General features: G+C 42.1%; 19 protein-coding genes. 11 read left to right on the plus strand and 8 right to left on the minus strand.

The annotated features are described in order from the left end of the window. Window positions 1-83: 83 nt before the first annotated feature. Both carB and carA read right to left on the minus strand, forming a co-directional pair. The gene (gene carB / locus F957_RS16085; RefSeq protein ID WP_016543035.1) at window positions 84-3,317 is read right to left on the minus strand and encodes a carbamoyl-phosphate synthase large subunit; all 3,234 of its coding nucleotides are present in this window, start codon (window positions 3,315-3,317) and stop codon (window positions 84-86) included. A 14-nt stretch (window positions 3,318-3,331) separates the two neighbouring features. Continuing rightward, entirely contained in the window at window positions 3,332-4,471 is a 1,140-nt protein-coding gene (gene carA / locus F957_RS16080; RefSeq protein ID WP_016543036.1) for a glutamine-hydrolyzing carbamoyl-phosphate synthase small subunit, read from the minus strand. A 360-nt stretch (window positions 4,472-4,831) separates the two neighbouring features. Here carA and F957_RS16075 point away from each other — a divergent pair, with 360 nt between their 5' ends. Then, the gene (locus F957_RS16075; protein ID WP_016543037.1) at window positions 4,832-5,413 is read left to right on the plus strand and encodes a hypothetical protein; all 582 of its coding nucleotides are present in this window, start codon (window positions 4,832-4,834) and stop codon (window positions 5,411-5,413) included. Between the two features lie 57 nt (window positions 5,414-5,470). Here the strand turns inward: F957_RS16075 and F957_RS16070 are convergent, their stop codons facing one another. Then, entirely contained in the window at window positions 5,471-6,007 is a 537-nt protein-coding gene (locus F957_RS16070; RefSeq protein WP_016543038.1) for a DOMON-like domain-containing protein, read from the minus strand. Between the two features lie 5 nt (window positions 6,008-6,012). After that, window positions 6,013-6,339: a ribosome assembly RNA-binding protein YhbY gene (gene yhbY, locus F957_RS16065; protein ID WP_004651934.1), complete on the minus strand. Its 327-nt coding sequence runs from the start codon at window positions 6,337-6,339 to the stop codon at window positions 6,013-6,015. Between the two features lie 228 nt (window positions 6,340-6,567). Between yhbY and rlmE the strand changes: the two genes are divergently transcribed. From rlmE to F957_RS16030, 8 genes are all read left to right on the plus strand, one after another. After that, a complete protein-coding gene (rlmE, locus tag F957_RS16060; protein WP_016543039.1) occupies window positions 6,568-7,218 on the plus strand; it encodes a 23S rRNA (uridine(2552)-2'-O)-methyltransferase RlmE in 651 nt (216 codons plus the stop codon). Between the two features lie 136 nt (window positions 7,219-7,354). Beyond that, window positions 7,355-9,250, plus strand: coding sequence for an ATP-dependent zinc metalloprotease FtsH (ftsH, locus tag F957_RS16055; RefSeq protein ID WP_016543040.1), 1,896 nt, complete (start codon window positions 7,355-7,357; stop codon window positions 9,248-9,250). Window positions 9,251-9,383: 133 nt separating this feature from the next. Beyond that, window positions 9,384-10,235, plus strand: coding sequence for a dihydropteroate synthase (gene folP / locus F957_RS16050; protein ID WP_016543041.1), 852 nt, complete (start codon window positions 9,384-9,386; stop codon window positions 10,233-10,235). A gap of 93 nt (window positions 10,236-10,328) precedes the next feature. Further along, on the plus strand, window positions 10,329-11,087 hold the full coding sequence (locus F957_RS16045) for an SIMPL domain-containing protein (RefSeq protein ID WP_016543042.1): 759 nt from the start codon (window positions 10,329-10,331) through the stop codon (window positions 11,085-11,087). 134 nt (window positions 11,088-11,221) lie between these two features. After that, window positions 11,222-12,862: a vWA domain-containing protein gene (locus F957_RS16040; RefSeq protein WP_016543043.1), complete on the plus strand. Its 1,641-nt coding sequence runs from the start codon at window positions 11,222-11,224 to the stop codon at window positions 12,860-12,862. A gap of 86 nt (window positions 12,863-12,948) precedes the next feature. Next, window positions 12,949-13,857, plus strand: a complete 909-nt coding sequence (locus tag F957_RS16035; RefSeq protein WP_228129661.1) for a pyridoxal-phosphate dependent enzyme — start codon at window positions 12,949-12,951, stop codon at window positions 13,855-13,857. Next, complete coding sequence (locus tag F957_RS0120505; protein ID WP_016543045.1) at window positions 13,847-14,017, plus strand: hypothetical protein; 171 nt, start codon at window positions 13,847-13,849, stop codon at window positions 14,015-14,017. Before F957_RS16035 ends, F957_RS0120505 begins: the two co-directional genes overlap by 11 nt. 29 nt (window positions 14,018-14,046) lie before the next feature. Next, window positions 14,047-14,361 carry a DUF5713 family protein gene (locus F957_RS16030; protein ID WP_016543046.1) on the plus strand — a complete coding sequence of 105 codons (315 nt, stop codon included), beginning with the start codon at window positions 14,047-14,049 and terminating at the stop codon, window positions 14,359-14,361. Between the two features lie 33 nt (window positions 14,362-14,394). On the opposite strand, the gene F957_RS16025 is transcribed toward F957_RS16030, so the two are convergent. Beyond that, window positions 14,395-15,996 (minus strand): alpha/beta hydrolase family protein, encoded by a 1,602-nt coding sequence (locus F957_RS16025; protein ID WP_016543047.1) that lies wholly within the window; start codon window positions 15,994-15,996, stop codon window positions 14,395-14,397. A 123-nt stretch (window positions 15,997-16,119) separates the two neighbouring features. Then, window positions 16,120-17,070 (minus strand): DMT family transporter, encoded by a 951-nt coding sequence (locus F957_RS16020; protein WP_016543048.1) that lies wholly within the window; start codon window positions 17,068-17,070, stop codon window positions 16,120-16,122. Between the two features lie 371 nt (window positions 17,071-17,441). Here F957_RS16020 and pnuC point away from each other — a divergent pair, with 371 nt between their 5' ends. Further along, window positions 17,442-18,047, plus strand: coding sequence for a nicotinamide riboside transporter PnuC (gene pnuC, locus F957_RS16015; RefSeq protein ID WP_016543050.1), 606 nt, complete (start codon window positions 17,442-17,444; stop codon window positions 18,045-18,047). A gap of 43 nt (window positions 18,048-18,090) precedes the next feature. Here pnuC and F957_RS16010 read toward each other — a convergent pair whose 3' ends face one another. Together F957_RS16010 and F957_RS16005 are read right to left on the minus strand one after the other, a co-directional pair. Further along, a complete protein-coding gene (locus tag F957_RS16010; protein ID WP_016543051.1) occupies window positions 18,091-19,233 on the minus strand; it encodes a glycerophosphodiester phosphodiesterase in 1,143 nt (380 codons plus the stop codon). 172 nt (window positions 19,234-19,405) lie between these two features. Beyond that, the gene (locus tag F957_RS16005; protein WP_016543052.1) at window positions 19,406-21,019 is read right to left on the minus strand and encodes a phosphoethanolamine transferase; all 1,614 of its coding nucleotides are present in this window, start codon (window positions 21,017-21,019) and stop codon (window positions 19,406-19,408) included. A gap of 332 nt (window positions 21,020-21,351) precedes the next feature. Between F957_RS16005 and F957_RS16000 the strand changes: the two genes are divergently transcribed. After that, window positions 21,352-24,456, plus strand: a complete 3,105-nt coding sequence (locus tag F957_RS16000; protein WP_016543053.1) for an efflux RND transporter permease subunit — start codon at window positions 21,352-21,354, stop codon at window positions 24,454-24,456. Window positions 24,457-24,516: the final 60 nt, after the last annotated feature.

Here is a 24,516-nt window from a genome sequence, read left to right on the forward strand (position 1 = left end):
CTCTAAATTGGTTGGGAAAATACAGGATTAAAAAAAGAAAAAGCCCGCCACCGATAAGGTGACGGGACTTTATCGGTAGAGAATTAACCTACAGTTTGTAAATCTTGCAAGCGGTATACATCCATTGGCAATTTCACAGCAAATGCTTGGCAAACTGCTTCAGCACCGTTAATTGTCGTGGTGTAATACACCTTGCCTTGGAGGGCAGCACGACGAATCATGGCAGAATCATACTGAGCTTGTTTGCCTTCAGTTGTGTTGACAATAAGATGAATTTCACCATTTTTCAAGCGGTCAACAATATGCGGGCGACCTTCGGTCACTTTATTCACTGCTTCACACTCAATGCCTGCTTCTTTGAGTACACGATGTGTACCATTGGTTGCTACAAGCTTAAAGCCATACTCGATCAATTGTTTCGCGATATTGGCAATGTATTTCTTATCTGATTCACGAACCGATAAGAAGGCATGCTTCACTTCACCTTCAGTTGGTAAGCCTGGTAAACGTTCATTTGAACCAAGCACCGCTTTATAGAATGCTTCGCCAAATGTTTTACCCACGCCCATCACTTCGCCTGTAGATTTCATCTCAGGCCCAAGCATTGGGTCTACGCCAGGGAATTTGGCGAATGGGAATACAGCTTCTTTAACTGCAAAATGAGTTGGAATGATTTCTTGGGTGAAACCTTGTGATTCCAACGATTGACCCGCCATACAGCGTGCCGCAACTTTTGCTAAAGAGTCACCAATACATTTAGAAACGAAAGGAACGGTACGTGATGCACGTGGGTTCACTTCAAGTACATAAATGTCGTCGCCTTTGACCGCAAACTGGACGTTCATCAAACCGATTACGCCAAGTTCTTTTGCCATTGCAACCGTTTGGCGGCGCATCTCATCCTGTACTTCTTGAGAAAGCGAGTACGGAGGAATCGAACATGCTGAGTCACCTGAGTGAATACCGGCTTGTTCAATGTGCTGCATGATTCCACCGATCACAACGTCTTTACCGTCAGATACGCAGTCCACGTCAACTTCTGTTGCATCGTCAAGGAAACGGTCAAGTAGGACAGGGGCTTCATTCGACGCTTGTACTGCTTCACGAAGGTAACGTTTAAGTTCTTCTTCGTTATAGACGATTTCCATTGCACGACCACCCAATACATAAGATGGACGAACAACCAGTGGGTAACCCACTTTAGCTGCTTCAGAAATACCTTCTTCAGCAGATTTTACGATGCTGTTGTTTGGCTGACGAAGCTGTAGACGCTGAATCATTTGCTGGAAACGTTCACGGTCTTCTGCACGGTCAATTGCATCAGGAGATGTACCAATGATTGGTGTACCAGCTTCTTCCAAAGCACGTGCCAATTTCAATGGTGTTTGACCACCGTACTGTACGATCACGCCTTTAGGCTTCTCGGTACGTACGATTTCAAGTACATCTTCAAGCGTTACTGGTTCGAAGTATAAACGGTCAGATGTGTCATAGTCGGTTGAAACCGTTTCAGGGTTACAGTTCACCATGATAGTTTCATAACCGTCTTCACGCATTGCAAGCGCAGCGTGTACACAGCAGTAGTCAAACTCGATGCCTTGACCAATACGGTTAGGACCACCACCAATGACCATGATCTTGTCACGGTTTGATGGATTTGCTTCACATTCTTCATCGTAAGTTGAATACATGTAAGCAGTACCCGATTCAAACTCGGCTGCACAGGTATCAACACGTTTGTAAACTGGATAGACACCCAAGTTCCAACGTTGTTTACGGAATTGCTTTTGTGAAATACCCATCAAGTCAGCAATACGCAGATCAGATAAACCTTTGCGCTTGAATGAACGGATATTGTCAGCGTTTAAATCACCAAAGCCTAAAGTTTTTACTTGAGCTTCAGTTTTAATGATGTCTTCGATTTGAATCAAGAACCAACGGTCAATCTTGGTCGCTTCAAATACATCATCTAAAGAGAAACCATGACGGAATGCATCGGCAACATACCAAATACGCTCTGGGCCAGGAACTTTAAGCTCTTTTAAGATGATGTCTTTGGCATTGGCTGTACCAGCTTCAACTTTTTCATCAAAGCCACTGACACCCACTTCAAGACCACGAAGTGCTTTTTGTACAGATTCTTGGAAGTTACGACCAATTGCCATCACTTCGCCCACAGATTTCATCTGAGTTGTTAATACAGGCTCAGCTTGTGGGAATTTTTCGAAGTTGAAACGTGGAATCTTGGTCACAACATAGTCAATCGACGGTTCGAAAGATGCTGGTGTTACGCCGCCAGTGATGTCATTTTTCAATTCATCAAGGGTATAACCGACCGCAAGTTTCGCTGCGATTTTCGCAATTGGGAAACCTGTTGCTTTAGATGCAAGTGCAGATGAACGTGACACACGTGGGTTCATCTCGATCACAACCATACGGCCGTCTTTCGGGTTAATACCGAATTGAACGTTTGAACCACCAGTCTCTACACCGATTTCACGAAGAACTGCAACCGATGCATTACGCATCAATTGGTATTCTTTGTCTGTCAATGTTTGAGCAGGTGCAACCGTGATTGAGTCACCTGTGTGAACGCCCATTGGGTCGAAGTTTTCGATTGCACAGACGATGATACAGTTGTCGTTTTTGTCACGAACAACTTCCATCTCGTATTCTTTCCAACCAATCAATGATTCATCAATCAGTAACTGATGCGTTGGAGAGAGGTCGAAACCACGTTCACAGATTTCAAGGAATTCTTCGCGGTTATAAGCGATACCGCCACCAGAACCACCCATCGTAAATGATGGACGAATGATCACTGGGAAGCCGAAGCCCGCTTGGATCGCCAAAGCTTCTTCCATTGTTTCTGCAATGGCTGCTTTCGGACATTCCAAACCAATTTTACGCATCGCGATATCAAACAGTTTACGGTCTTCTGCTTTTTCAATCGCTTCTTTTGATGCGCCAATCAGTTCTACATTATATTTTTCAAGAACACCGTGCTCGTCTAGGGCAAGGGCACAGTTCAATGCAGTTTGGCCACCCATGGTTGGCAGGACTGCATCTGGACGTTCTTTTTCAATGATTTGTGCAACTGTCTGCCAAGTGATTGGCTCGATATAGGTTGCATCCGCCATCGCAGGGTCAGTCATGATGGTCGCTGGGTTAGAGTTCACCAAAATAACGCGGTAACCTTCTTCACGAAGCGCTTTACATGCTTGCGCACCTGAGTAGTCAAACTCACACGCCTGACCAATGACAATAGGACCAGCACCAATAATTAAGATGCTTTTAATATCCGTACGTTTAGGCATTATTCGCTCCTTAATTACTTCTTAGCGGCTTCAATAAGTTCGATGAAATGATCGAACAATGGAGCACAGTCATGTGGACCCGGGCTAGCTTCAGGGTGACCTTGGAAGCTGAATGCTGGTTTGTCAGTACGATGGATACCTTGGTTTGTACCGTCAAACAGTGAACGATGTGTCACTTTTAAGCTTGCAGGTAAGGTACTTTCATCGACAGCAAAGCCGTGGTTTTGAGAAGTAATCATCACTGTACCATTCTCAAGATTTTGTACAGGATGGTTGGCGCCGTGGTGACCGTGATTCATTTTCATGGTCTTCGCACCCGAAGCAAGCGCTAAAATTTGATGACCTAAACAAATACCGAATACAGGTAGTGTTGTGGTTTCAACAATAGTTTTCACTGCTTCAATCGCATAATCACATGCTGCTGGGTCACCAGGACCATTTGACAAGAACACGCCATCTGGATTCAATGCGAGTACTTTTTCAGCAGGGGTTTGCGCAGGAACAACTGTTAATTTACAACCACGGTCTGCGAGCATACGTAAGATGTTGGTTTTGACACCATAATCGTATGCAACAACATGAAATTTAAATTCTGGTTGAGTAAAGCCTTGACCTAAAGTCCAAGAACCTTCAGTCCATTCGAAACCTTCAGGATCACAGCACTCTTTTGCAAGATCTAAACCGTTCAAACCGCCGAATGCACGTGCCTTGGCAATTGCTTCTTCTTCTGTAATATTTTCGCCAGCAAGGATGCAACCATTTTGTGCACCTTTGTCACGCAAAATACGTGTCAATTTACGGGTATCAATATCAGCGATTGCAACAACATTGTGTTGTTCCAAGTATTCACTCAGTGATTGTTCAGCACGGAAGTTGCTGTGTAATAAAGGAAGATCACGAATAATCAAACCATTCGCCCATACTTTATGGATGCGACCTGATTCAACGTCTTCACTATTACAGCCAGTATTTCCAATATGAGGATAAGTCAACGTCACAATTTGTTGCGCGTAGCTTGGGTCAGTCAAAATTTCTTGATAACCAGTCATGGCTGTATTAAAAACGACTTCACCAGTCGTACTACCCGATGCACCGATAGACGTTCCTTTAAAGATCGTTCCATCTGCGAGGGCTAAAATGGCGGGGGTGCTCAAACCAAAGCTCCTGAACTAAGACCACAAAAATAGGGCTGTAAAAAAGCGAGTAGACATAAAAAAAGGCAGGCCGTCTTAAAAAAACATGCCCCTCCTTCCAGTCTGCTCGCTTGTAACTTAACAGCGCATTATACGCATGAGTGTGTGAAAAGTCTATGTGTTTTATTTATTAAAGTCACAATTCAGCAATTTCTTTTATAAGCATCAGTAGGGCAATGTCTATTGCAATATCAATCATCCTTCTATCGATATTCTGAGATATTATGCAAATTGTCAGACAATTTTTTTTGAGTTTGAGGGGCCGTGGTTTTATCTTATATCTAGCCAAAAAATCAACAATCAATAAAGAGGGTAATCAACATGGCTGCGAATCAAACAACTCCTGCTGCAACTGCTGAAGAAGTGAAAGATGCTGTAGTGGAAAAAGCTGCAAAAGCAAAAGACACTGTTGCTGAAAAGACTGCTGAAGTCAAAGAAGTGGTTGCTGAGAAAACTGCAAAAGCGAAAGAAGTGGTAGCAGAAAAAACAGCGAAGGCAAAAGAAGTCATTGCTGAGACTCAAGAGCAAGCAAAAGAAGTGATTGCTGAAACTCAGGGTCAAGTTAAAGAAGCACTTGCTGAAACTCAAGAGAAAATTGAGACTGAAGCGAAAGAATTGAACCAGAACATTCAAAATCAATTGACTCAAATCAAGCAAGATCTTTTAGAGCGTATTGAGGTGATTAAAACTCAACTTAATTCATCTCAAGGTAACTTGCTTGAATTGAAAAATGCATTGAAAACAGAATTAAATGCATTGATTGAAGATCTGACTAAAGTCAGCAAAGAATTGAAAGATGACATTAGCCAGATTTCAGTGAAGCATAAAGATACTTTAGTGGGTAGTTTTAAACGTACCAAAGAACAAGCAGTTGAAGCTTGGAACAAAGTACGTGCCAGCTAATTTGGCATAGCGATAAAAAAAGCGAGATTTTTTCTCGCTTTTTTTACGCTTAAGATATTAAAACTGATGTAACCAATCGCGCTTGTTATGGAAATCGGCTTGAGGGCTACTGTGTTGCATTGCAAAATAATGCATACCTTGAGTGGTATTTAACACGGCCGTTAAACCGATATACAGATCCGCCCATTTGAGTTGATGCTCGCGCATAAATTGCGACAGATCTAAACTGACATTCAAACCGTAATGCGTACGCTGTAAATGATTCAACTTAATATCATATGCGGCAATGGGCGGCATATCTTCTGGGAAGCGGTATTCTTCAAATTGATAGGCTTGCCAAGCTTGAGAAGGGGAAAGGTTGATTTCACGATAGAAATCCTGATCTTTCACACCCACAAAAATTTCATAGCAAGTTTGTTCCCATAAAAAGTCATGGCGTGGATTCGCTGCAACTTGATCTGGGTAAATCAAAAATTGATTTGGGTCACGAACCCAAAAACCAACATTCAGTGTTGCTGGTGTTTGTTGCTCAATCGCGCCAACCACCGTAATGGCGCTAAAGCGATCAAAAGCAGACAGTTCATAACTTGCCATCGTAATTACTTATTATTTAAATGAGCAAAACGAACCAAGTTAGACAGGTGTTGGTTTTGCTTTGCTGCTTTTTTATAAAGCAAAACAATTTTACCAATTTTCTGTACAGATTCCGCACCTGTTGCTTCAACAATGGCATCAATCACTGCAGCACGCGCATCACGGTCTTCACCCGCAATTTTCACTTTAATCAATTCGTGATCATTTAGCGCACGATTTGTTTCTTCAATGACGTTTTCTGTAAGACCTTGGCCACCAACCATTACCACTGGATTAAGTGCATGACCAATTTGACGTAAACGTTTACGTTCATGGATAGATAAAGCCGCCATTAAAAATACCTGATTGGGAAAACGACCTAGTATAACTTGCATCCCGTTTCTAAGATAGATTCAGCAGACAGTCACTTGAAACAAATCTGTGAAAATTGCCGAAATAACCAATGGTGATGATCGAAAAAAATCTGTAAAAGTTCGTGTGAATGAAGTACATCCGTACTGTAATGAGAGTAATTTTCACGTACAATGAGTCATCAGAAGTTTTTTGAAATTTAGTGAGTTATGGCGACACGCATTACCAATCAAAAATTGTCTAAAAGCAGTCGTGTGTGGATGCGAGAGCACTTAGATGACCCTTTTGTAAAGAAAGCACAAAAGGAAGGTTATCGCGCACGCGCGGCATATAAGTTACTTGAAATCCAAGAAAAATATAAAATGATCAAGCCTGGGATGACGGTTGTCGACTTGGGCGCTGCGCCAGGTAGTTGGTCTCAAATTGCCGGTAAACTGGTTGGCTCAAATGGTTTAGTCATTGCTTCAGATATCTTGGCAATGGATGCTCTTCCAGATGTGACCTTCTTGCAAGGTGACTTCCGCGAGGAAGAAGTTTTCGAAAAATTGTTAAATATTTTAAATGGACGTCAAGTAGACGTTGTAATTTCAGATATGGCCCCCAATACATCAGGTAATAGGGCTGTTGATCAACCTCGTCAAATTTACTTATGTGAATTGGCTTTGGATTTTGCTCAAAAAGTACTCGGACCAAACGGACAGTTTATTGTTAAAGTGTTCCAAGGGACAGGATTCGATGAGTTCAGAAAACAAGTGGTCGATAGTTTTGATGTATTAAAAACAGCCAAACCTGCGGCTTCACGTGCTCGATCGAAAGAGGTTTTTTTGATTGGTCAAGGTCGTAAAAAGGCATTGCAATAAAAGTGTACTTGCCAAGTTGTTAAAAATTGTGCATTTTGTACCTTTTAAGTTTTTTGCAAAGCAAATTCATTGCTGTTTTTGTGAAGGTCAGCCAAGATTAGGTATGATCAAATTAGATTGATATGGGAATAAAGCCTTGAGCGATTACTTCAAGAATGCCGTATTGTGGCTCATCATACTCGGTGTTCTGATTTTGATTTTTAGCAACGTCAGTGACCGCAATAAGCCTGCAGCGATGAAATATTCTGATTTCGTTGCAGCGGTGAACGCTGGGCAAATTAAACAAGTCACAATTGACGGTTTAAATATTAATGGTGAAAAAACCAATGGTTCTTCATTTGAGACGGTTCGTCCACAAGTCGAAGACACTGAGTTGCTACCAAGCTTAAATAAACAAAATGTAGTGGTTGAGGGCACAGCGCCACAACGTCAAGGCATTTTGATGCAACTTCTCATTGCGAGTTTCCCAGTATTGCTCATCATCTTATTATTCATGTTCTTCATGCGTAATATGGGCGGTGGTGCTGGTGGCAAAAACGGTCCTATGAGTTTTGGTAAGTCAAAAGCAAAAATGTTATCTGAAGATCAAATCAAGTTAACATTTAGTGACGTTGCTGGTTGTGACGAAGCAAAACAAGAAGTGGTTGAAATCGTTGATTTCTTAAAAGACCCAGCCAAATTCAAACGCTTAGGCGCAACCATTCCTCGTGGTGTATTGATGGTTGGTCCTCCTGGTACAGGTAAAACATTATTGGCGAAAGCAATCGCGGGTGAAGCTAAAGTTCCATTCTTTAGTATCTCGGGTTCTGACTTCGTTGAAATGTTTGTCGGTGTCGGTGCTTCACGTGTTCGTGACATGTTTGAACAAGCAAAACGCCATGCGCCATGTATCATCTTTATTGATGAGATTGATGCAGTTGGTCGTCATCGTGGTTCTGGTACAGGGGGTGGTCATGATGAGCGTGAACAAACCTTGAACCAAATGCTTGTTGAAATGGATGGTTTTGAAGGCAATGAAGGCGTTATCGTTATTGCTGCAACCAACCGTGTAGACGTATTGGATAAAGCTTTGCTTCGTCCAGGCCGTTTTGACCGTCAAGTGATGGTTGGTTTACCTGACATCCGTGGTCGTGAGCAAATCTTGAATGTTCACTTGAAGAAATTACCTTCAGTGACAGGTGTAGATCTTAAAGTACTTGCACGTGGTACACCGGGCTTTTCTGGTGCACAATTGGCAAACTTGGTCAACGAAGCTGCATTGTTTGCTGCTCGCCGTAATAAAAACACGGTGGATATGCATGACTTTGAAGATGCGAAAGACAAGATTTACATGGGTCCTGAGCGTAAATCGATGGTGATTCGTGAAGAAGAACGTCGTGCAACGGCTTACCATGAAGCAGGACATGCGATTGTTGCTGAAATTTTGCCAGGTACAGACCCTGTGCATAAAGTAACGATCATGCCACGTGGTTGGGCATTGGGTGTGACTTGGCAGTTGCCTGAGCAAGATCAGACCAGCCACTATAAAGATAAGATGTTGAATGAACTTTCAATCTTGTTTGGTGGTCGTATTGCTGAAGAAGTATTCATTAACCAAATGTCGACTGGCGCATCTAACGACTTTGAACGTGCAACTAAAATGGCGCGTGCAATGGTAACCAAATATGGTATGTCAGATCGCCTTGGTGTGATGGTATATGAAGATGAAAACCAAAATGGTTTCTTCGGTAATGTGGGTAGCCGTACCATTTCTGAAGCTACACAACAAAAAGTAGATGAAGAAGTTCGCCGTATTTTGGATGAACAGTACAAAGTTGCACGTGATATCTTGGAAAATAACAAAGATATCGCACATGCCATGGTAAAAGCCTTGATGGATTGGGAAACAATCGATCGTGATCAAATCCGTGACATTATGGAAGGGCGTGAACCACAACCACCTAAAGTTTATGTTGCTGATAATCCAGTGGCTGCATTTGAACCACCGAAAGATGGTCCATCGACGCCACCACCATTACCAGCAATGGGCTAATCCAAGATAAAATAAAAAGAGCGACTTCGGTCGCTCTTTTTTTGTCTTGATTTTGGCCTAAACTGAAAATAAATCAGCTACGCAGCAATCTCTGTCTTGTTAAAATAAGCCGATTCCAATGTGGAGCATTTTGATGCAATTGATGCCCTTAGCACAATGTCAGTTACAGTGTGGCCGTTTTAAATTAGACCTCTCCCAACCCCAAGTGATGGGAATTTTAAATGTCACGCCTGATTCATTTAGTGATGGTGGGCAACATCATCAAAAAGACCAAGCCATTCAACATGCGTTGCAGATGATGCAAGATGGTGCAACCATTATTGATATTGGAGGAGAGTCAACTCGTCCCAATGCATCACCCGTTGCTTTAGAAGAAGAAATTCGCCGTGTGATTCCTGTGGTTGAAGCATTATCTAAATACGATGTGATCATCTCGATTGATACCAGTCAGCCTGAAGTGATGCGTGCAGCCGTACAGGCAGGTGCGCATATCTGGAATGATGTCCGTGCATTAACTCGCCCACAGGCTTTAGAAACCGCAGCTGAGTTGAATATCCCTGTGGTCTTAATGCATATGCGCGGTGAACCTACTAATATGAATCAACTGGATCAATATCACGATGTGACTGAAGAGGTGATTCAGGAGTTGCAACAACGCTTAGATCAAGCGGTTGCAGTTGGGGTGAGAAAAGAAAATATCATCATTGACCCTGGTTTTGGCTTCGCTAAAAATGCACAGCAAAATTTCCAATTACTAAACGAGTTCTGGAAACTCAATCGAATGGGCTATCCAATCTTATCGGGTCTGTCGCGGAAGCGTTTTATTGGAGAGGCCTTAGATGGTGTACCGGCGCAGGAGCGAGCGGTTGGAAGCGTAATGGGGCATGTATTGAGTATTCAGCAGGGTGCTAATATTGTACGGGCACATGATGTAAAAGCCACCAGTGATGCCATTAAAGTCTGGAACAGGATGCAAAATAACTAAGCTGGGCTGAGTCAGTAGAGCGCTAAGGCTCTATTGACTTGCTGAATCAGATTAAATATAACAAATATATAATGAAGATGAGTAATATTAAAAATGGAAAATAAAACAATCACATATAAAAGTTTATGGGTGTTTGCCCTGATTCTGAGTCTTGGTTTTATTGTTTCTGCTGGTGTGATGGGTTATGCGCTTAAACAGTTTAATAGCACAAAAAATTCAATTACAGTCAAAGGCTTAGCGGAAAAGCCGATTCAAGCAGATTCTGCACGATGGGAAATCAACTTACAAACTAACCACACTTCTGACACGATTCCAGAAGCCTATCAATTACTTGATCAACAAATGAAAGCATTACAGGCGTTCTTTGTTGAACATGGCTTTAAAGCCGCAGATATGCAACTCGGAAATAAACGTTCTGATTCTTATTATGAGGAAGTTGATACAGGTGAGGGGCGTACTAAGCGTGAGTTCAAAGGCTATATCGCATTACAATCGTTGGTGATCAGTAGTCGCGATATCAAGAAAATTGAACAGGCGGCAAAAGATGCTTATTTACTGGATGAAAAAGGCATTGCGATTGAACAAAAACCTGAATATCTGGTGTCAAATCTTGAAGAAATCAAAATGTCCTTGATTGCCAATGCCACCAAAAATGCCTATAGCCGTGCCAATGAGTTTGCCAAAGTTGGTGGTGTAAAGGTTGGAATGATGCGTTCAGCCAGCCAAGGTGCATTTTATATCCTGCCTGAAAGTGGTTCTGACGATGATAGTGATTATGGCGGTGCTTATGACAAAGCCACCATCAACAAAATTGCCCGTGTGGTGGTGACCATTAATTATGCAATTGAGTAAAATTTAAGCTTTAGATCCACGATAACTGATTTTAGTAAGATACATACGAATACCATGTATCTTTGTTTTTTTGCATACAATCTTTGCATATATATTTCATTTGAAAAGACAAAATAGAATTTGGGAATTTAAGCATGCATCAATCTACAAAAATACTTACACTCAGCTTACTTAGTTGTATGATCATGGCTTGTAGTGTGCCTGTCAAACACAATGATCAGGTGATGATTGAAACGACAATGCCAGTCTCACCGGCGCCTGTTACGATGTCAAATCAAGGCCTTGCTCAAACGCGTAAGATGGTCGCTCCAGCATCTTATATTGCAGTCATGCCAACAATGGAGAGACCACGGTTAGAGCAGAATACTGAAAAATACCAAAAAAATGAGGTCAATCCTGTTCATCGCGTGGCTGATCAGGCCGTTTCAACGTTTAGTATTGATGTGGATACAGGGAGTTATACCAATACCCGCCGTTTTTTGAATGATGGTCGTTTACCGCCTGTTGATGCGGTTCGTGCTGAGGAAATGATCAATTACTTTGATTATCAATATCCACAGCCGAATAGTATTCATCCCTTTTCAGTCACCACTGAAACTGTTGATTCGCCGTGGAAGGAAAATGCCAAGCTGATTAAGATCGGGATTCAGGCTAAAGATCTCACCACCAAACAATTACCTCCTGCCAATCTGGTATTTTTGGTGGATGTCTCTGGCAGTATGGATGCAGCAGATAAACTCCCTTTAGTTAAGCAAACATTGCGCTTACTGACGGAGCAATTACGCCCTCAGGATAAAGTCACCATTATTACTTATGCCAGTGGTGAAAAGCTGGTTTTAGAACCGACTGCGGGGAATGAAAAAGATAAGATTCTCGCCGTGATTAATGCTTTGCAAGCCAGTGGTGCAACTGCGGGTGAACAAGCGATTCAACTGGCCTATAAACAAGCTGAAAAAGCCTTGGTAAAAAATGGGATTAACCGAATTTTACTGGCGACCGATGGTGACTTTAATGTGGGTATTACCGACTTTAATACTTTAAAAGGCATGGTGGCTGAGAAACGAAAAAGCGGGATTTCATTAACGACTTTAGGTTTTGGTACAGGCAACTATAATGAGGAGTTGATGGAACAACTTGCAGATGCAGGCGATGGAAACTACAGCTATATCGATAATAAAAATGAAGCGAAAAAAGTGGTACAGCGTCAGCTTTCCTCAACTTTGGCAACCGTTGCACAGGATGTCAAAATTCAGGTCGAATTTAACCCAGCCACGGTGAAAGAATATCGCCTAGTCGGTTATGAAAATCGCATGTTAAAGCAGGAAGATTTCAATAATGATAAAGTCGATGCAGGTGATATTGGCGCAGGGCATAATGTCACAGCAATTTATGAAATCATTCCAGTCGGTCAGCAAGGTTGGCTCAATGATTCACGTTATCAGGAGTCTTCGAAAACAGATGCAGCGAAAAAGTCTGAATATGCCTTTGTAAACTTGCGTTATAAATTACCAAACCAAGAAAAAAGTATTTTACTCAATCAAGCGGTGAAAGCTGAAAGCAAAACCCTTGCACAGGCCGATAACGATACTCGTTTTGCGATTGCAGTGGCTTCCTATGCGCAGCAATTAAAAGGCGGCCAATATAATGGTGCTATGGGCTGGGATCAAATTATCCAGTTGGCACAGCAATCTGCCAAGCCTGACCCCTATCAAATGCGAGAGGAGTTCGTGGAGCTTACCAAGATTGCCAAAAGCTTGGGCGCGAAAAAAGATTAAGCTGTGTTTTTAGCAAAGCGGTCGGAAACATCAAGTGACTGATCGCGAATGCCTTTGATTTTCACAATAAAGAAATGATCGTTGATATGAAGACCCCGTTGATTAGATCGAGTAAGCTAAGTGAGTTGAATGACTGCAATGTGTGGTTAAAAATGGAGTCTGCTCAGCCTACAGGTTCCTTTAAGCAACGTAGTATGGGTAATGCCTGTTTAAAATATGCTGAAAAAGGCGCGAAGAAATTTGTGAGCTCTTCCGGTGGTAATGCAGGGATTTCTGTTGCGCATATGGGTAAGCTGTTAGGCATTGCAGTGACGGTGGTTGTCCCGAAAACAACGTCACAAAAAGCAATCGATTTAATGCGACAGGAAGCTGCTGAAGTGATTGTTCATGGTGACTCTTGGATTGAAGCCAATGAACTTGCGCTCTCTTTTGTCAGTGCGGAAGCCATTTATATTCATCCTTTTGATGATCAATATCTGTGGGATGGCGTTGCCTGTATCATTGATGAAGTGATTGCCGAGGGAATACGTCCTTCAGCAGTGGTTTTATCGGTTGGTGGAGGGAGCTTACTTTCTGGTGTTGCTCAAGGATTGCAAACGCATCATCTGGACATTCCCATTTATGCGATTGAAACAGAAGGCACAGCATCTTTGAATATGTCAATACAACGTGGGCAGCATATTAGCTTAGATCAGGTTACAGGTATTGCGACCACACTTGCAGCGAAACGGGTTTGTGAGCAAGCATTTAGGATCGCCCAACAGCAAAATGTTCAGGGAATAATGGTTACTGATGCAGATACAGTAAGCGCATGTTTAAAATTCTTAGATGATCATCGTACCTTGGTCGAACCTGCATGTGGTGCAACCTTATCTATTTTATACGATCAAAAACTTAACTTTAGTCCATCTGATGATGTACTGGTGATTGTTTGTGGTGGTGCATCGATCACTTATCAACAGCTCTCAAAATATGCGCAACAATTTGCCTTATAAAAATCAATTTGGCGGTATTTCATCTTTGCAAAATGCTGATGATTCAGATCAAAAGGGAAGGCCTGAAAAAGTAGATCATTATCCATGTTCAAAAAAGCGGTCGGAAAAACCGCTTTTTTTTATGGCTAAATATCGTGATTTTGGTTGGATTATGTTATAAGCATGGCGTTTTATTGCATATTATTTTTTATGTTTGAAAATTTACTCCTCCCGATGTTTGACGATGAATATTATCCAGATATTCTCGTTGCTGAAGTGAAGCAGCATATCCAGCAGTTTTCCAAAAAGGTCAGTCGTACCGATTTATCTGAGACTGAAATCTATCGTTATGCACATCAAACCCTGATTGAAATTAACGAAATGAAGCCGCAGTTTGAAGACTTGGAGTCAAGTTTAGATGATACCGCCGCAGATTATATTGCTGAAGCCATGATGATGGTGGTGCAAGATGTGGGTTATCTGGACATTGAAATGGAAGAATTGATTGCCAATCGAGAGTGGTAAATTTCACTCTCGTTGGTTTTTCTATAATAATAACTAATTCGCAGCTGCTACCTGCCAAAGTTTTGGTAACACAATTTGCCCTGAGATCCATGCTTCAATTTTGGGCTGTTGTATTTTTTGATAATACAGACTTTCGCTATTGATCAATAAACCCAGCGTATCTCCCTCATTGAGTTGTCCATATACACTCGGTAATTCGATGCTTTGTATTTTTCCATTCTGAGCCTTTGAACCCAATCGAATTTGATCATAACTTATTTTCTTGGCTGGATTAAATGGGGCAGTTTGATCATTTAAAACGGTATATTTTCCTGTGATCTTGGATTTAATCGCCATGGAAATAAATAAGGTCGAGTCTGCATATTTCGCTGTGGTTTCCATGTTTAAACTTAGCAGCGCTGAACCTGTGATTGAGATAGGCTGTTGGGCAGTATGGATAGGCACAAAGACGGCTTGGGCTGTTGTCGGTGCAATCCATGTTTTTTTCAAATCATAGCTGTTGCTGGGTTGCAGATCGGCAAAATAATTGATGGGACTTTGATCGACACATAACTCGGGTAATGATGCAGTCGCTGATTGATCTTTTAACTTGCGGTTAAACCAGTCCAAGATGGTTTTTTGTAGATTGTAGTGTTGTTGATCACCACAACGAACCGATTGGCCAATATACCAAAAGGGGGTGTTCCCTCGTGGTGAATGTTGGGTAAATGGCTGTAAATGCCCTCCTTGTACTCCAATTAAATGAACTTCATGCTGCGCCTGTTGGATACATTGTGCTGCTTTAACCCCTTCATTAAAAGGGAAGAGCACATCCCTGAAGCCTTGAATAATCAGGGCATCAGCTTGAGGCGCTTGATTGTGACTGCAAAACCAGCTGGCTTGATGAGTGTTAAGAAAATCATAGGCGGACTGTTTTAACTGTCCTTGTTGAGTAGCTAAATACGCCTGCTTCAGTTCAGGGTCAAATTTATTCCAGTTCCACCAATCTCCAATTAAATTGAGAAAACCAATCCAATTACTTTTAGGTACACCATTGGGGGCTAGACTATCCACGATGTCATACCAAGTGGTAATCGGTACAATGGCCTGTAAACGTGGATCTAAAGCTGAAGCAAGATACTGCACACCACCTGCATAGGATTCACCAATCATACCGGTACGGACACCGTTTTGATTTTTGGCTAGTTGTGGCAAGTTTTTTTCTGCCCAGTTCATCATGGTGATGACATCTTGCGCTTCTTTTTCTGGATCAGTCAGACGAATTTTGCCCTGGCTGCCTCCATGCCCACGTTGGTCATAGCTGATGACCCAATAACCATTTTGCCAAGCAGTTTTTGCCACTTGCCCTGTGGGTAATAAAAAACCATACAAACTGAGCTCAGGGCGTTTCATTCGAGACAGACCAAAGCCATGGGTATGTAAGAGTAAAGGGGCAGTTTGATTCGATGTTAAATGGGGTTGATACACGGTAAATGCGAGTACCGTGCCATCAGGTGCAGTGGTTTTGGCTTGGTAATAGCGCTGTTTGAGTTCTACTGTTTTCAGCGTTATTGAATGAGGTTGTGTCGTCGCATGTACACAACCTTGTAACACCAATATCAGACTACAGCAAAGCCATAAAACGTAAGAACGCATCGATTATTTCATCCTTGAACAAATCTTTGTGATGTCACGCGGAGCGTTAGCACAGTGTACTTGAGCCGATCAATAGATGCTATCACGGATCGGTATAGTTGCCTGACCGAGCCGTTTGCATATTTATTGTGGGCGTGGTCGATTGCGATAGGCGTAAAGAAACAGACCGAAACACAGCAACATTAAGCCAATAACCAGATGTGAGCTGACAGGCTCATGGTTAAACCAAATGCCCCAACAGGTGGCAAACACAGGTGTCAGAATGGTAATCAGCATGACTGTGGTTGGATTGAGTTTCTGAATTAAATGAAAGTAAAAAATCATGGCCAGCACAGAAGAAAATAAGGCGCTATACAGCAGGGCCAAACTGGTTTGCAGACTAGGGAGCTGCGTTGGTGCCTCAGTGAGGAAAAAAGGCAATAAGCACAGATAACCGAACCATGAAACTAGCGTTGAACCTGTGGTTTGGATAATGGGGTGAATCTCTGCACCAACTTTGGCAACGGCAAACATGGAAAAGACATAGAGTAATACGGCAATCATTTCATACAACACCCCAAGTGAGTCTAATTGAATATCATCAGTACCAATCCCCAGTGTCAGAGACAAACCAAAAAGTGCCAGTGTGAGTCCATACCACTGACGTTTTAAAAAGTGTTCACGTTTCAGAATAAACACGGCAATCAGACCTGACCAGAGTGGCGCCGTGCCATAAATAATTGAAATCATACCCGATGAAACACGGGTTGCACCCATATAACAAAAAGTCATAGAACCAAATAAGCCAACCGCACCTGCGCTATAACTGATCAAGGCCTGAGGTGTCAGAATAAGCTTTTGTCGAAAATAAAATAGGCAAATCAATGCCAATGGAATGGCGATACTGAATCGGAAAAATAGTCCCCAAGCCCAATGAATCTCGTGCACGGTCAAAACTGCGGCCAAAGGTGTGAATGACCAGATCAGCACGACTGCAATAAATTGACCGACTGTAGCAAGGCGAGGGGAAACAAGGGCCACAGCCGGTTGTATCTGTGTGCTGGATATAAAATTCTTTTCGGGTAACTGGCTCATGTTGAGGTTCCTGTTATAACAACGCTAGATGGGATTAAAAAATATAGGCAACAAAAAAGGTCGCTGTTGAGGCGACCTTGGGATTCAAATGATGCTTTTTTTAAGGGGGCATCGAATGAAGCTGTACAAAGTCTCCTCGCATAAAAATGCAGACACGTCGCCATGCTGCATGGGCAGAAATAGCATGCGACATCATGATGAAGGGTGGGGAAGACACTTTGTTGCTGAACATATCAACATTCTTAAATTAGCTTTAGATTTTTATAACATAGGCTTTAGGTGGAAAAATAGTCGTTTTCTCAAATAAAGATAAAAATATAAGCAAAGTAAATAAACAATTGGGCATTGCTAAAATTGCAGATTTTTCCATAATGTTGCCATCAAATTCTGAAAGAAGTTTGCTCTTGTCTGCCTTTGAAATTTTTGCGGTAGTGATTAGCTTGATTGGTGTGACCTTAACCATTCGACGCAATATGTGGTGCTGGTGGTTTAATTTTCTAGCGTGTAGTTTGTATGCTTATTTTTTCTTTAGCATTAAGTTATATGGTGAAACGATCCTACAATTTTTCTTTATTGCGATGAATGTTTATGGATTCTATTACTGGCTCAAAGGCAAACGTGAAGACCATGATATTCGGATTGAACCAATTGCCAAGACCACTGTTTTGGCGCAAATGTGCTTAGCATTGATCTTTGGTGTGCTGTTTGGTTTGCTTCTGAAGCATTTTACCGATGCTGCTGTACCGATGTTAGATTCACAATTGGTGGCATTTAGTTTACTTGCAACCTATTGGACCAGCCGTAAGCATATTGCCACATGGATTCTCTGGATTTTTGTCAACATCATCTATGTGGGCATGTTTATTTACAAAGAGGTTTTTCTGACCGCGGGACTCTATGCGGCTTTTGTTGGCTTGGCTGCTTATGGTTGGTGGCAATGGCAACAGGTCAAACAAAAACAACAGTTTCACTTATAAATAAAAGGGCAGCTCAGCTGCCCTTTTTATGTGTATTTAAGTCTTATTTCGTCGTTGCTTGATAGGTCTGTACCGCTTGACGGCCTAAGGCTGGATCATCGGTAAACACGCCATCGACCCCCGCTTTAAAATAAAGCTGCATTTCTTTGAGTGATCCTGTAGGGCAACGTTCAGCTGCTTTCGCAACATCAGCACTACATTTCAATGTGTCAGGTAGGAAGTTGTTTTCTGGGCGGAAAGTATAAGGATGTACTTTTAAATTCACTTTATGTGCATCTGCAATAAAAGAGGTGGTTTGTGTCATTGCGGCATCTTTAAAGACATAGACTTTCCATGGACCGACGCCATTGGCATAGCTAGAAACATCTTTGAGGCCCTGTGCCGTTGCCAGATCTGCATAGGTTTTAGGATTGTTTTGTGCGACATAATCTGCTGGTTTTGCTTCTGGCGCATCGTAGAGTTGAATCAATTGCGCATGCTTAACACTCTTGTGTAAGTCGAGCTGGCTTTTTAAATATTTTAAATTTCCAACTTCAAAAGATTGTAAATAAATAGGTGCAATATCTCGGCTGTATTGATATTTGGATAAGGTTTTGAGTAAAGCATCTTCCATTGCCAAATTCTGTTGCTGGAAGTAGGTCGGATGTTTGGTTTCAATATATAGGCCAATGATTTTGCCTGTTTTTTTATAATGTGCTTCTGCCAGTTCAATAATTTGTTCTAAGGTTGGAATGGTATAGAGATCATTATATTTTTGGTTGTCTGGTCGGAATTGTGGAATACGTTCACGGGCTTTTAATTGTTGTAACTCTTTCAACGTAAAGTCTTCGGTAAACCAGCCTTCTAAAGTGACGCCATCAATGACTTTGCTTTTTTTACGATCCGCAAATTGAGGGAGGGTGGACACATTGGTGGTACCACCGATTTCATTTTCATGGCGTGCGACCAAGACACCATCTTTGGTTGAAACCAAATCAGGTTCAATAAAATCTGCGCCGTCATCAATGGCTTTTTGATATGAGGCAAGGGTATGCTCTGGTCGAAGTGCACTGGCACCACGATGTCCAATCACTAAAATTTTTGGCAGTTGATATTCAGGTTGAGTGGTATTACTTTGATTATTATCGTCATCATTACAGCCTGCAAGACTGATCAAACAGAGACAAAGCGCAGCTTTTTTAAACATGAATAAACTCATCATTTTTTATTTAAGCGGCTAGTTTGAAAGTTAAAGTTATCAAATCAATGACAGTTGCATGATGCTTTTATGAAATTATCAAGAATCTTGAAATATGTAGGTAATTAATAGCAACTATCCAGTTGGGCAAGTGATCACAACTGGATAGTTGAGTATAGTTTCAGGATTTCTGCTTCCAATACGGCCAATTGATTTCTGGGGTAAATTGATAGTTTTTATCTTGCCAATAAGACTGTCCCGGCGATGACTTATCCTTGAGTCCCATGATATGCATCAAATTATTATCAAGTTCAGCGGTATTGATGGTTCTATCTTTATTGACACCCGTGGTGAGCATTTTATCTGACCACATAATTACAGGAACTTGATAGCCTGCTTTGGTATTAGGACTATGCCCAGCATAGTCAATTTCATGTCCAACTTCATTACCATGATCTGACACAACCGTGAATGATCTAAAGTCAGGTACTGCATTGGCTCTCAAGCTATCTAAAAATTGCGCCAGCAGTGAATCTTCATATAGCACAGCATTATCATAATCATTACGTAAAAAACGAATCCAAGGGTCAATATCGCGATTCTTCAGCTCGGTCTCTACAGTATCATTACTTTCACTGCTGAATTTATTAAACAAGGCCGGATAACGCTCTTTATAATTTGGATGAATACCGACTAGGTGAAGAATAATTAACTTTTTCGGATCCGGGTCTGCCAGTGCTTGCTGATAATCAGGGAGCAAGCTTTCGTCTAAAGAGGTACTGCTTCGTCCAGAGCGATTGTTTTTATACACGGCCTTGTCCGCATAGGAACCAAATAAAGAGGACAGATAGGTATCATCTTGGTTGCTGAGCCAGTAGATCTTATAGCCAGCAGCGCGTGCGTACGCTAAAACACTTTCAGGTGAATATTGATCATGTTCAGATGCAGGACTTTCGGTTAACAAGACCCGTAATGCATTAATAGTCGATGGTGAGGGTGAAAAAGCATTGCAGAATACTTTGATATCAGCCAGTCGTTTCGCTAATTCAGGTGTGGTATTTCGTGCATAACCGCAAACACCTAAATTCAAACTGGTGAGGCTTTCGGAAAGTATCAAGACATGGGTCTGTTTTCCAACTGCTTGTTGGGTCAATGTTAGATTTTCCCGAGCACTAACATCCCATTGCTGATGAACATCTTTGTGCTGCTTAATTCTATTTCTAAAGTCTTCAATTTTAGTCTCAAACTCAGTCCAAAAAATAATAGGGTGGACTTTTCGAGAGGGCTTCATCACATAGCTGGTAATGGTTAATAACACCAATAAGATAATACAACTACGATAAAGGCGACTGTGCCAGAGTTGGCTAAAATGGACAGGTTTAACCAGTTTAAATACAGAAAAACTATAGAGAGTCAGCACGCTGAGTAAAGCAAAAACCACTGCGGCAATCGTGATTAGATGCAACTGTAAAAATCCCCAAATCTCTTGATGATTGGTATTGGCAATCGCTTCAATAATAAAATAGGCTTCATTATCACTATTGAATAAAAACCAGGTACTGGAACGTAGCAAGGCATCTAGCCAAGCGATAAACCACCAGGCAATACTAAGCACGTACCAATATATTTTCTGCCGTGTAATGGCCAAATAGATAAACAAAATACCAGGGAGAGACAAAAAGCCGAGCCTTAAACCATCTGATAAATTACCTGCGGCAATCAGCAAGCCGCCTGTAATGAATGCAGGCAGCAAAATCAGCAGCAGAATATTCAAGTTTTTTAAGCTGGCCTTCATAAATGCCTAGTACAGTGAGGGAGAGGAGTTAAGCGTGCTAATATCGGTTTAACGAGGGGATGTGTCAATTCTAAATTAAGAAGTATTTGATTGCACAGTAAATAAAATGAGTTAGCACAGTTAAACTGTTAAATTTGTGCAAATACAGCGCATTAATTTATGCTGAACTTGATCAAAATCCATTATTCCTCCTCAATTTCTGCTTTTTGAAATGATATGTTAATAGGGATGGTGTTTGCCTGAAAGCTCAGTAATGATCGTAGATCGAAAGTATTCGTTTTTTAGCTATCTTTTTGAAAAATTGACTGTTTCTAGAATGGAATAAAACAGCCATGTTATCTAAGTTTTTTATTCATCGCCCGATCTTTGCTGGTGTACTGGCAATCATAGTCATGGCTGTCGGTCTGTTTTCAATTCTAAAATTGCCAGTGGAGCGTTATCCCGATATTGCACCGCCACGAATTACGGTTGCGGCAAATTATAGTGGTGCAGATGCACAAGCAGTTGAAGACAGTGTTACCCAAGTTTTAGAACAACAAATTAAAGGTATTGATCATCTGCTGTATTTCAACTCGAGCAGTGATGCCAGTGGTAATAGCCGAATCAGCTTGTTCTTTGACCAAGGTACAGATCCAGATCAAGCACAGGTTCAGGTGCAAAATGCGATTAATGGCGCGATCAATCGCTTACCAGAAGATGTACAACGACAAGGCGTCAATGTCCGTAAGTCGTTGAGTGATTCATTTATGGTGATTGGTCTGGGAGATAAAGCAGGGCGTTCAACCAATTTAGATATTTCAGATTATTTAACCAATAACTTTGAGTTAAATCTCAGCCGAATCGAAGGCATTGGCGAGGTCAGTGTATTCGGGTCGCAATATGCCATGCGTATTTGGCTCGACCCACAGCGCCTAGAACGTTATCAATTACAAGTCAGTGAAGTGCGCTCTGCCTTGGAAAACCAGAATGCACAGGTAGCAGCAGGTGCGATTGGAGATTTACCTGCCGCTCAAGATCAATATTTAAATGCCAAAGTCACCTCAGGTTCTTTATTACGCACACCTGAACAGTTTGAAAATATCATTGTCAAAGCCAATACAGATGGCAGCTTTGTCTATTTAAAAGATGTCGCTCGTGTCGAAGTCGGTGCTGAAAACTATCAGGTGTTTAACCGTCTAAATGGTTATCCCGCATCGGGGCTTTCACTGTCCTTGACGGTTGGGGCCAATGTAATGCAGGTTGCCGATGCGGTGTATAAGGAAGTGGCACGCTTAGAAAAAGCGCTCCCTGAAGGCTATTTTGTGGTCTATCCACGCGATGATACACCTTTCGTAAAAGAGTCGATGTCGCAAGTGGTATCAACCTTGATTGAAGCCATTGGGCTGGTGGTCTTGGTGATGTTTATCTTCCTGCAAAACTGGCGAGCTACTTTAATTCCCGCGGTTACTGTGCCCGTGGTGATTCTTGGAACTTTCGCCGTTTTAGCGGTTTTAGGGATGAGCATCAATACCCTGACTTTGTTTGCGATGGTACTGGCGATTGGTTTGTTGGTTGATGATGCGATTGTGGTGGTGGAGAACGTGGAGCGGCTGATGCATGAACAGCAACTCAGTGCCAAGCAAGCCTCAATTCAGTCCATGCATGAGATTAGTGGTGCCTTGGTCGGGATTACTTTGGTACTGACCGCCGTATTTATTCCAATGTCTTTCTTTAGTGGTGCAACAGGGATTATTTACCGCCAATTCTCAATTACGCTTGTGGTTGCCATGGGACTTTCCTTGCTGGTGGCTTTGATTCTAACCCCTGCCTTATGTGCGATTTTATTAAAGCCTCAGCACAAACAGGCACGTTGGGCGATCAAGTTCAATCAGGGTTTGGACTATATTAAAACGCGTTATCTTCGTGCTTCACAAAAAGTCATTAACTTAAAAACCATTTCGCTGTTGGGGATCGTACTACTGATCGGTAGTTTTATTTGGGTTTATCGTGATTTGCCAACCAGCTTTTTACCACAAGAAGATCAAGGCTTGTTAGGCGTTCAATTCCGTTTACCGGAAGGGACACCGATGAGCAAGACCGAAGAGGTCGGAAAACAAATTTCAGATTATTTCCTTGAACATGAAAAGGCCAACCTGAATGGCGTGATGGTGATTCATGGGCGTAACTTTTCAGGAACAGGACAAAATCTGGGGCAGGCTTTTGTTTCATTGAAACATTGGAATGATCGCAAAGGTACAGAAAACAGCGCTCAGCAGATTCGTGCGCGCGCAATGAAGTATTTTTCACAAAATAATCAAGCGCGTATTATGGTGCTGATGCCTTCTGTTATTCGTGGTTTAGGTAACTCTGACAAAATGGAGTTTTGGCTGCAGGACACCAAAGGCTTAGGTCGAGAAAGCTTATTGAGCTCTTTCCGAAGTTTACAGCAAGAGGGTAATGCACTGCCTTCGGTCGAAAATCTAGATAAAAAGGGCAACGATGATCAGGCGGTACTGAATATCAAGATTGATCATAAAGCAGCGATGATTCATGGTCTCAATGTCAGTGAAATTAACCGCACACTCTCGACGGCATGGAGTGGTAGTTATATCAATGACTTTATTGATCGTGGGCGAATTAAACGCGTCTATTTGCAGGGGGATGCGCCGTATCGTTCGAAGCCCGAAGACCTGAATTACTGGTATGTCAAAAATGCCAATGGGCAGATGGTGCCATTCTCACAATTTAGTCAGATTAATTGGCAAGGTGCGCCACCGATGTTGGAGCGCTTTATGGGTTATCCTGCGATCAGCTTGGAAGCAGATGCAGCAAATGGCTTTAGTAGTGGGCAGGGGATGCAGGCCATTCGTGGTTTAGTCGATAAAATGCCAGACGTGGGACTAGAATGGAGTGGCTTGTCTTATCAGGAACAGGAGTCCAGTAATCAGGCAATCTGGTTATATCTGGTGTCTGTGGCCTTTATTTTCCTCTGTCTTGCTGCACTGTATGAAAGCTGGTCAATTCCTTCAGTGGTCATGGCCGCGATTCCGCTCGGGATTGGCGGAACCATTCTGTTTAGTTATTGGTTTGGTTTTGCCAATGATATCTACTTCCAGATTGCGTTACTGACCACTATTGGCCTATCTTGTAAAAATGCCATTTTAATGGTCGAGTTCGCAGCAAGTTTGCAGCAGCAAGGCCAGACTGCACTGGACGCTGCTTTACATGCTGCAGGTCTCCGTCTTAGACCGATTTTGATGACCTCGATTGCCTTCGGCGCGGGTGTGATTCCATTGATGTTCTCTAGTGGTGCAGGCGCATTAAGCCGACAAGCGATTGGCTATAGTGTGTTTGGTGGCGTGGTGTTTGGTACGATTCTGGTGCTGATCTTTATTCCGTTTATGTACGTGTTGGTCAGAACCATGTTTAAGCCAAAAGTAAAAATTGAAACGGCTTAAGCACAGTCAAAATCAGCGGCAGCAATGAACAATTCGTTCCATTCATCAAGGTTCGAATTG

Source organism: Acinetobacter gyllenbergii CIP 110306 = MTCC 11365 (assembly GCF_000413855.1).
GTDB classification, from domain to species: Bacteria; Pseudomonadota; Gammaproteobacteria; order Pseudomonadales; family Moraxellaceae; genus Acinetobacter; species Acinetobacter gyllenbergii.

Bases quoted from the DNA above. Each gene is read 5' to 3' on its own strand.
- F957_RS16075 (WP_016543037.1), top strand. From the start codon at position 4,832: ATGGCTGCGAATCAAACAACTCCTGCTGCAACTGCTGAAGAAGTGAAA.
- F957_RS16000 (WP_016543053.1), top strand. From the start codon at position 21,352: ATGTTATCTAAGTTTTTTATTCATCGCCCGATCTTTGCTGGTGTACTG.
- F957_RS16010 (WP_016543051.1), bottom strand. From the start codon at position 19,233: ATGTTTAAAAAAGCTGCGCTTTGTCTCTGTTTGATCAGTCTTGCAGGC.
- F957_RS16035 (WP_228129661.1), top strand. From the start codon at position 12,949: ATGAAGACCCCGTTGATTAGATCGAGTAAGCTAAGTGAGTTGAATGAC.
- F957_RS16070 (WP_016543038.1), bottom strand. From the start codon at position 6,007: ATGGCAAGTTATGAACTGTCTGCTTTTGATCGCTTTAGCGCCATTACG.
- folP (WP_016543041.1), top strand. From the start codon at position 9,384: ATGCAATTGATGCCCTTAGCACAATGTCAGTTACAGTGTGGCCGTTTT.
- yhbY (WP_004651934.1), bottom strand. From the start codon at position 6,339: ATGGCGGCTTTATCTATCCATGAACGTAAACGTTTACGTCAAATTGGT.
- rlmE (WP_016543039.1), top strand. From the start codon at position 6,568: ATGGCGACACGCATTACCAATCAAAAATTGTCTAAAAGCAGTCGTGTG.
- F957_RS16025 (WP_016543047.1), bottom strand. From the start codon at position 15,996: ATGCGTTCTTACGTTTTATGGCTTTGCTGTAGTCTGATATTGGTGTTA.
- F957_RS16030 (WP_016543046.1), top strand. From the start codon at position 14,047: ATGTTTGAAAATTTACTCCTCCCGATGTTTGACGATGAATATTATCCA.
- pnuC (WP_016543050.1), top strand. From the start codon at position 17,442: ATGTTGCCATCAAATTCTGAAAGAAGTTTGCTCTTGTCTGCCTTTGAA.
- F957_RS16020 (WP_016543048.1), bottom strand. From the start codon at position 17,070: ATGAGCCAGTTACCCGAAAAGAATTTTATATCCAGCACACAGATACAA.
- F957_RS16005 (WP_016543052.1), bottom strand. From the start codon at position 21,019: ATGAAGGCCAGCTTAAAAAACTTGAATATTCTGCTGCTGATTTTGCTG.
- F957_RS16040 (WP_016543043.1), top strand. From the start codon at position 11,222: ATGCATCAATCTACAAAAATACTTACACTCAGCTTACTTAGTTGTATG.
- F957_RS16045 (WP_016543042.1), top strand. From the start codon at position 10,329: ATGGAAAATAAAACAATCACATATAAAAGTTTATGGGTGTTTGCCCTG.
- carB (WP_016543035.1), bottom strand. From the start codon at position 3,317: ATGCCTAAACGTACGGATATTAAAAGCATCTTAATTATTGGTGCTGGT.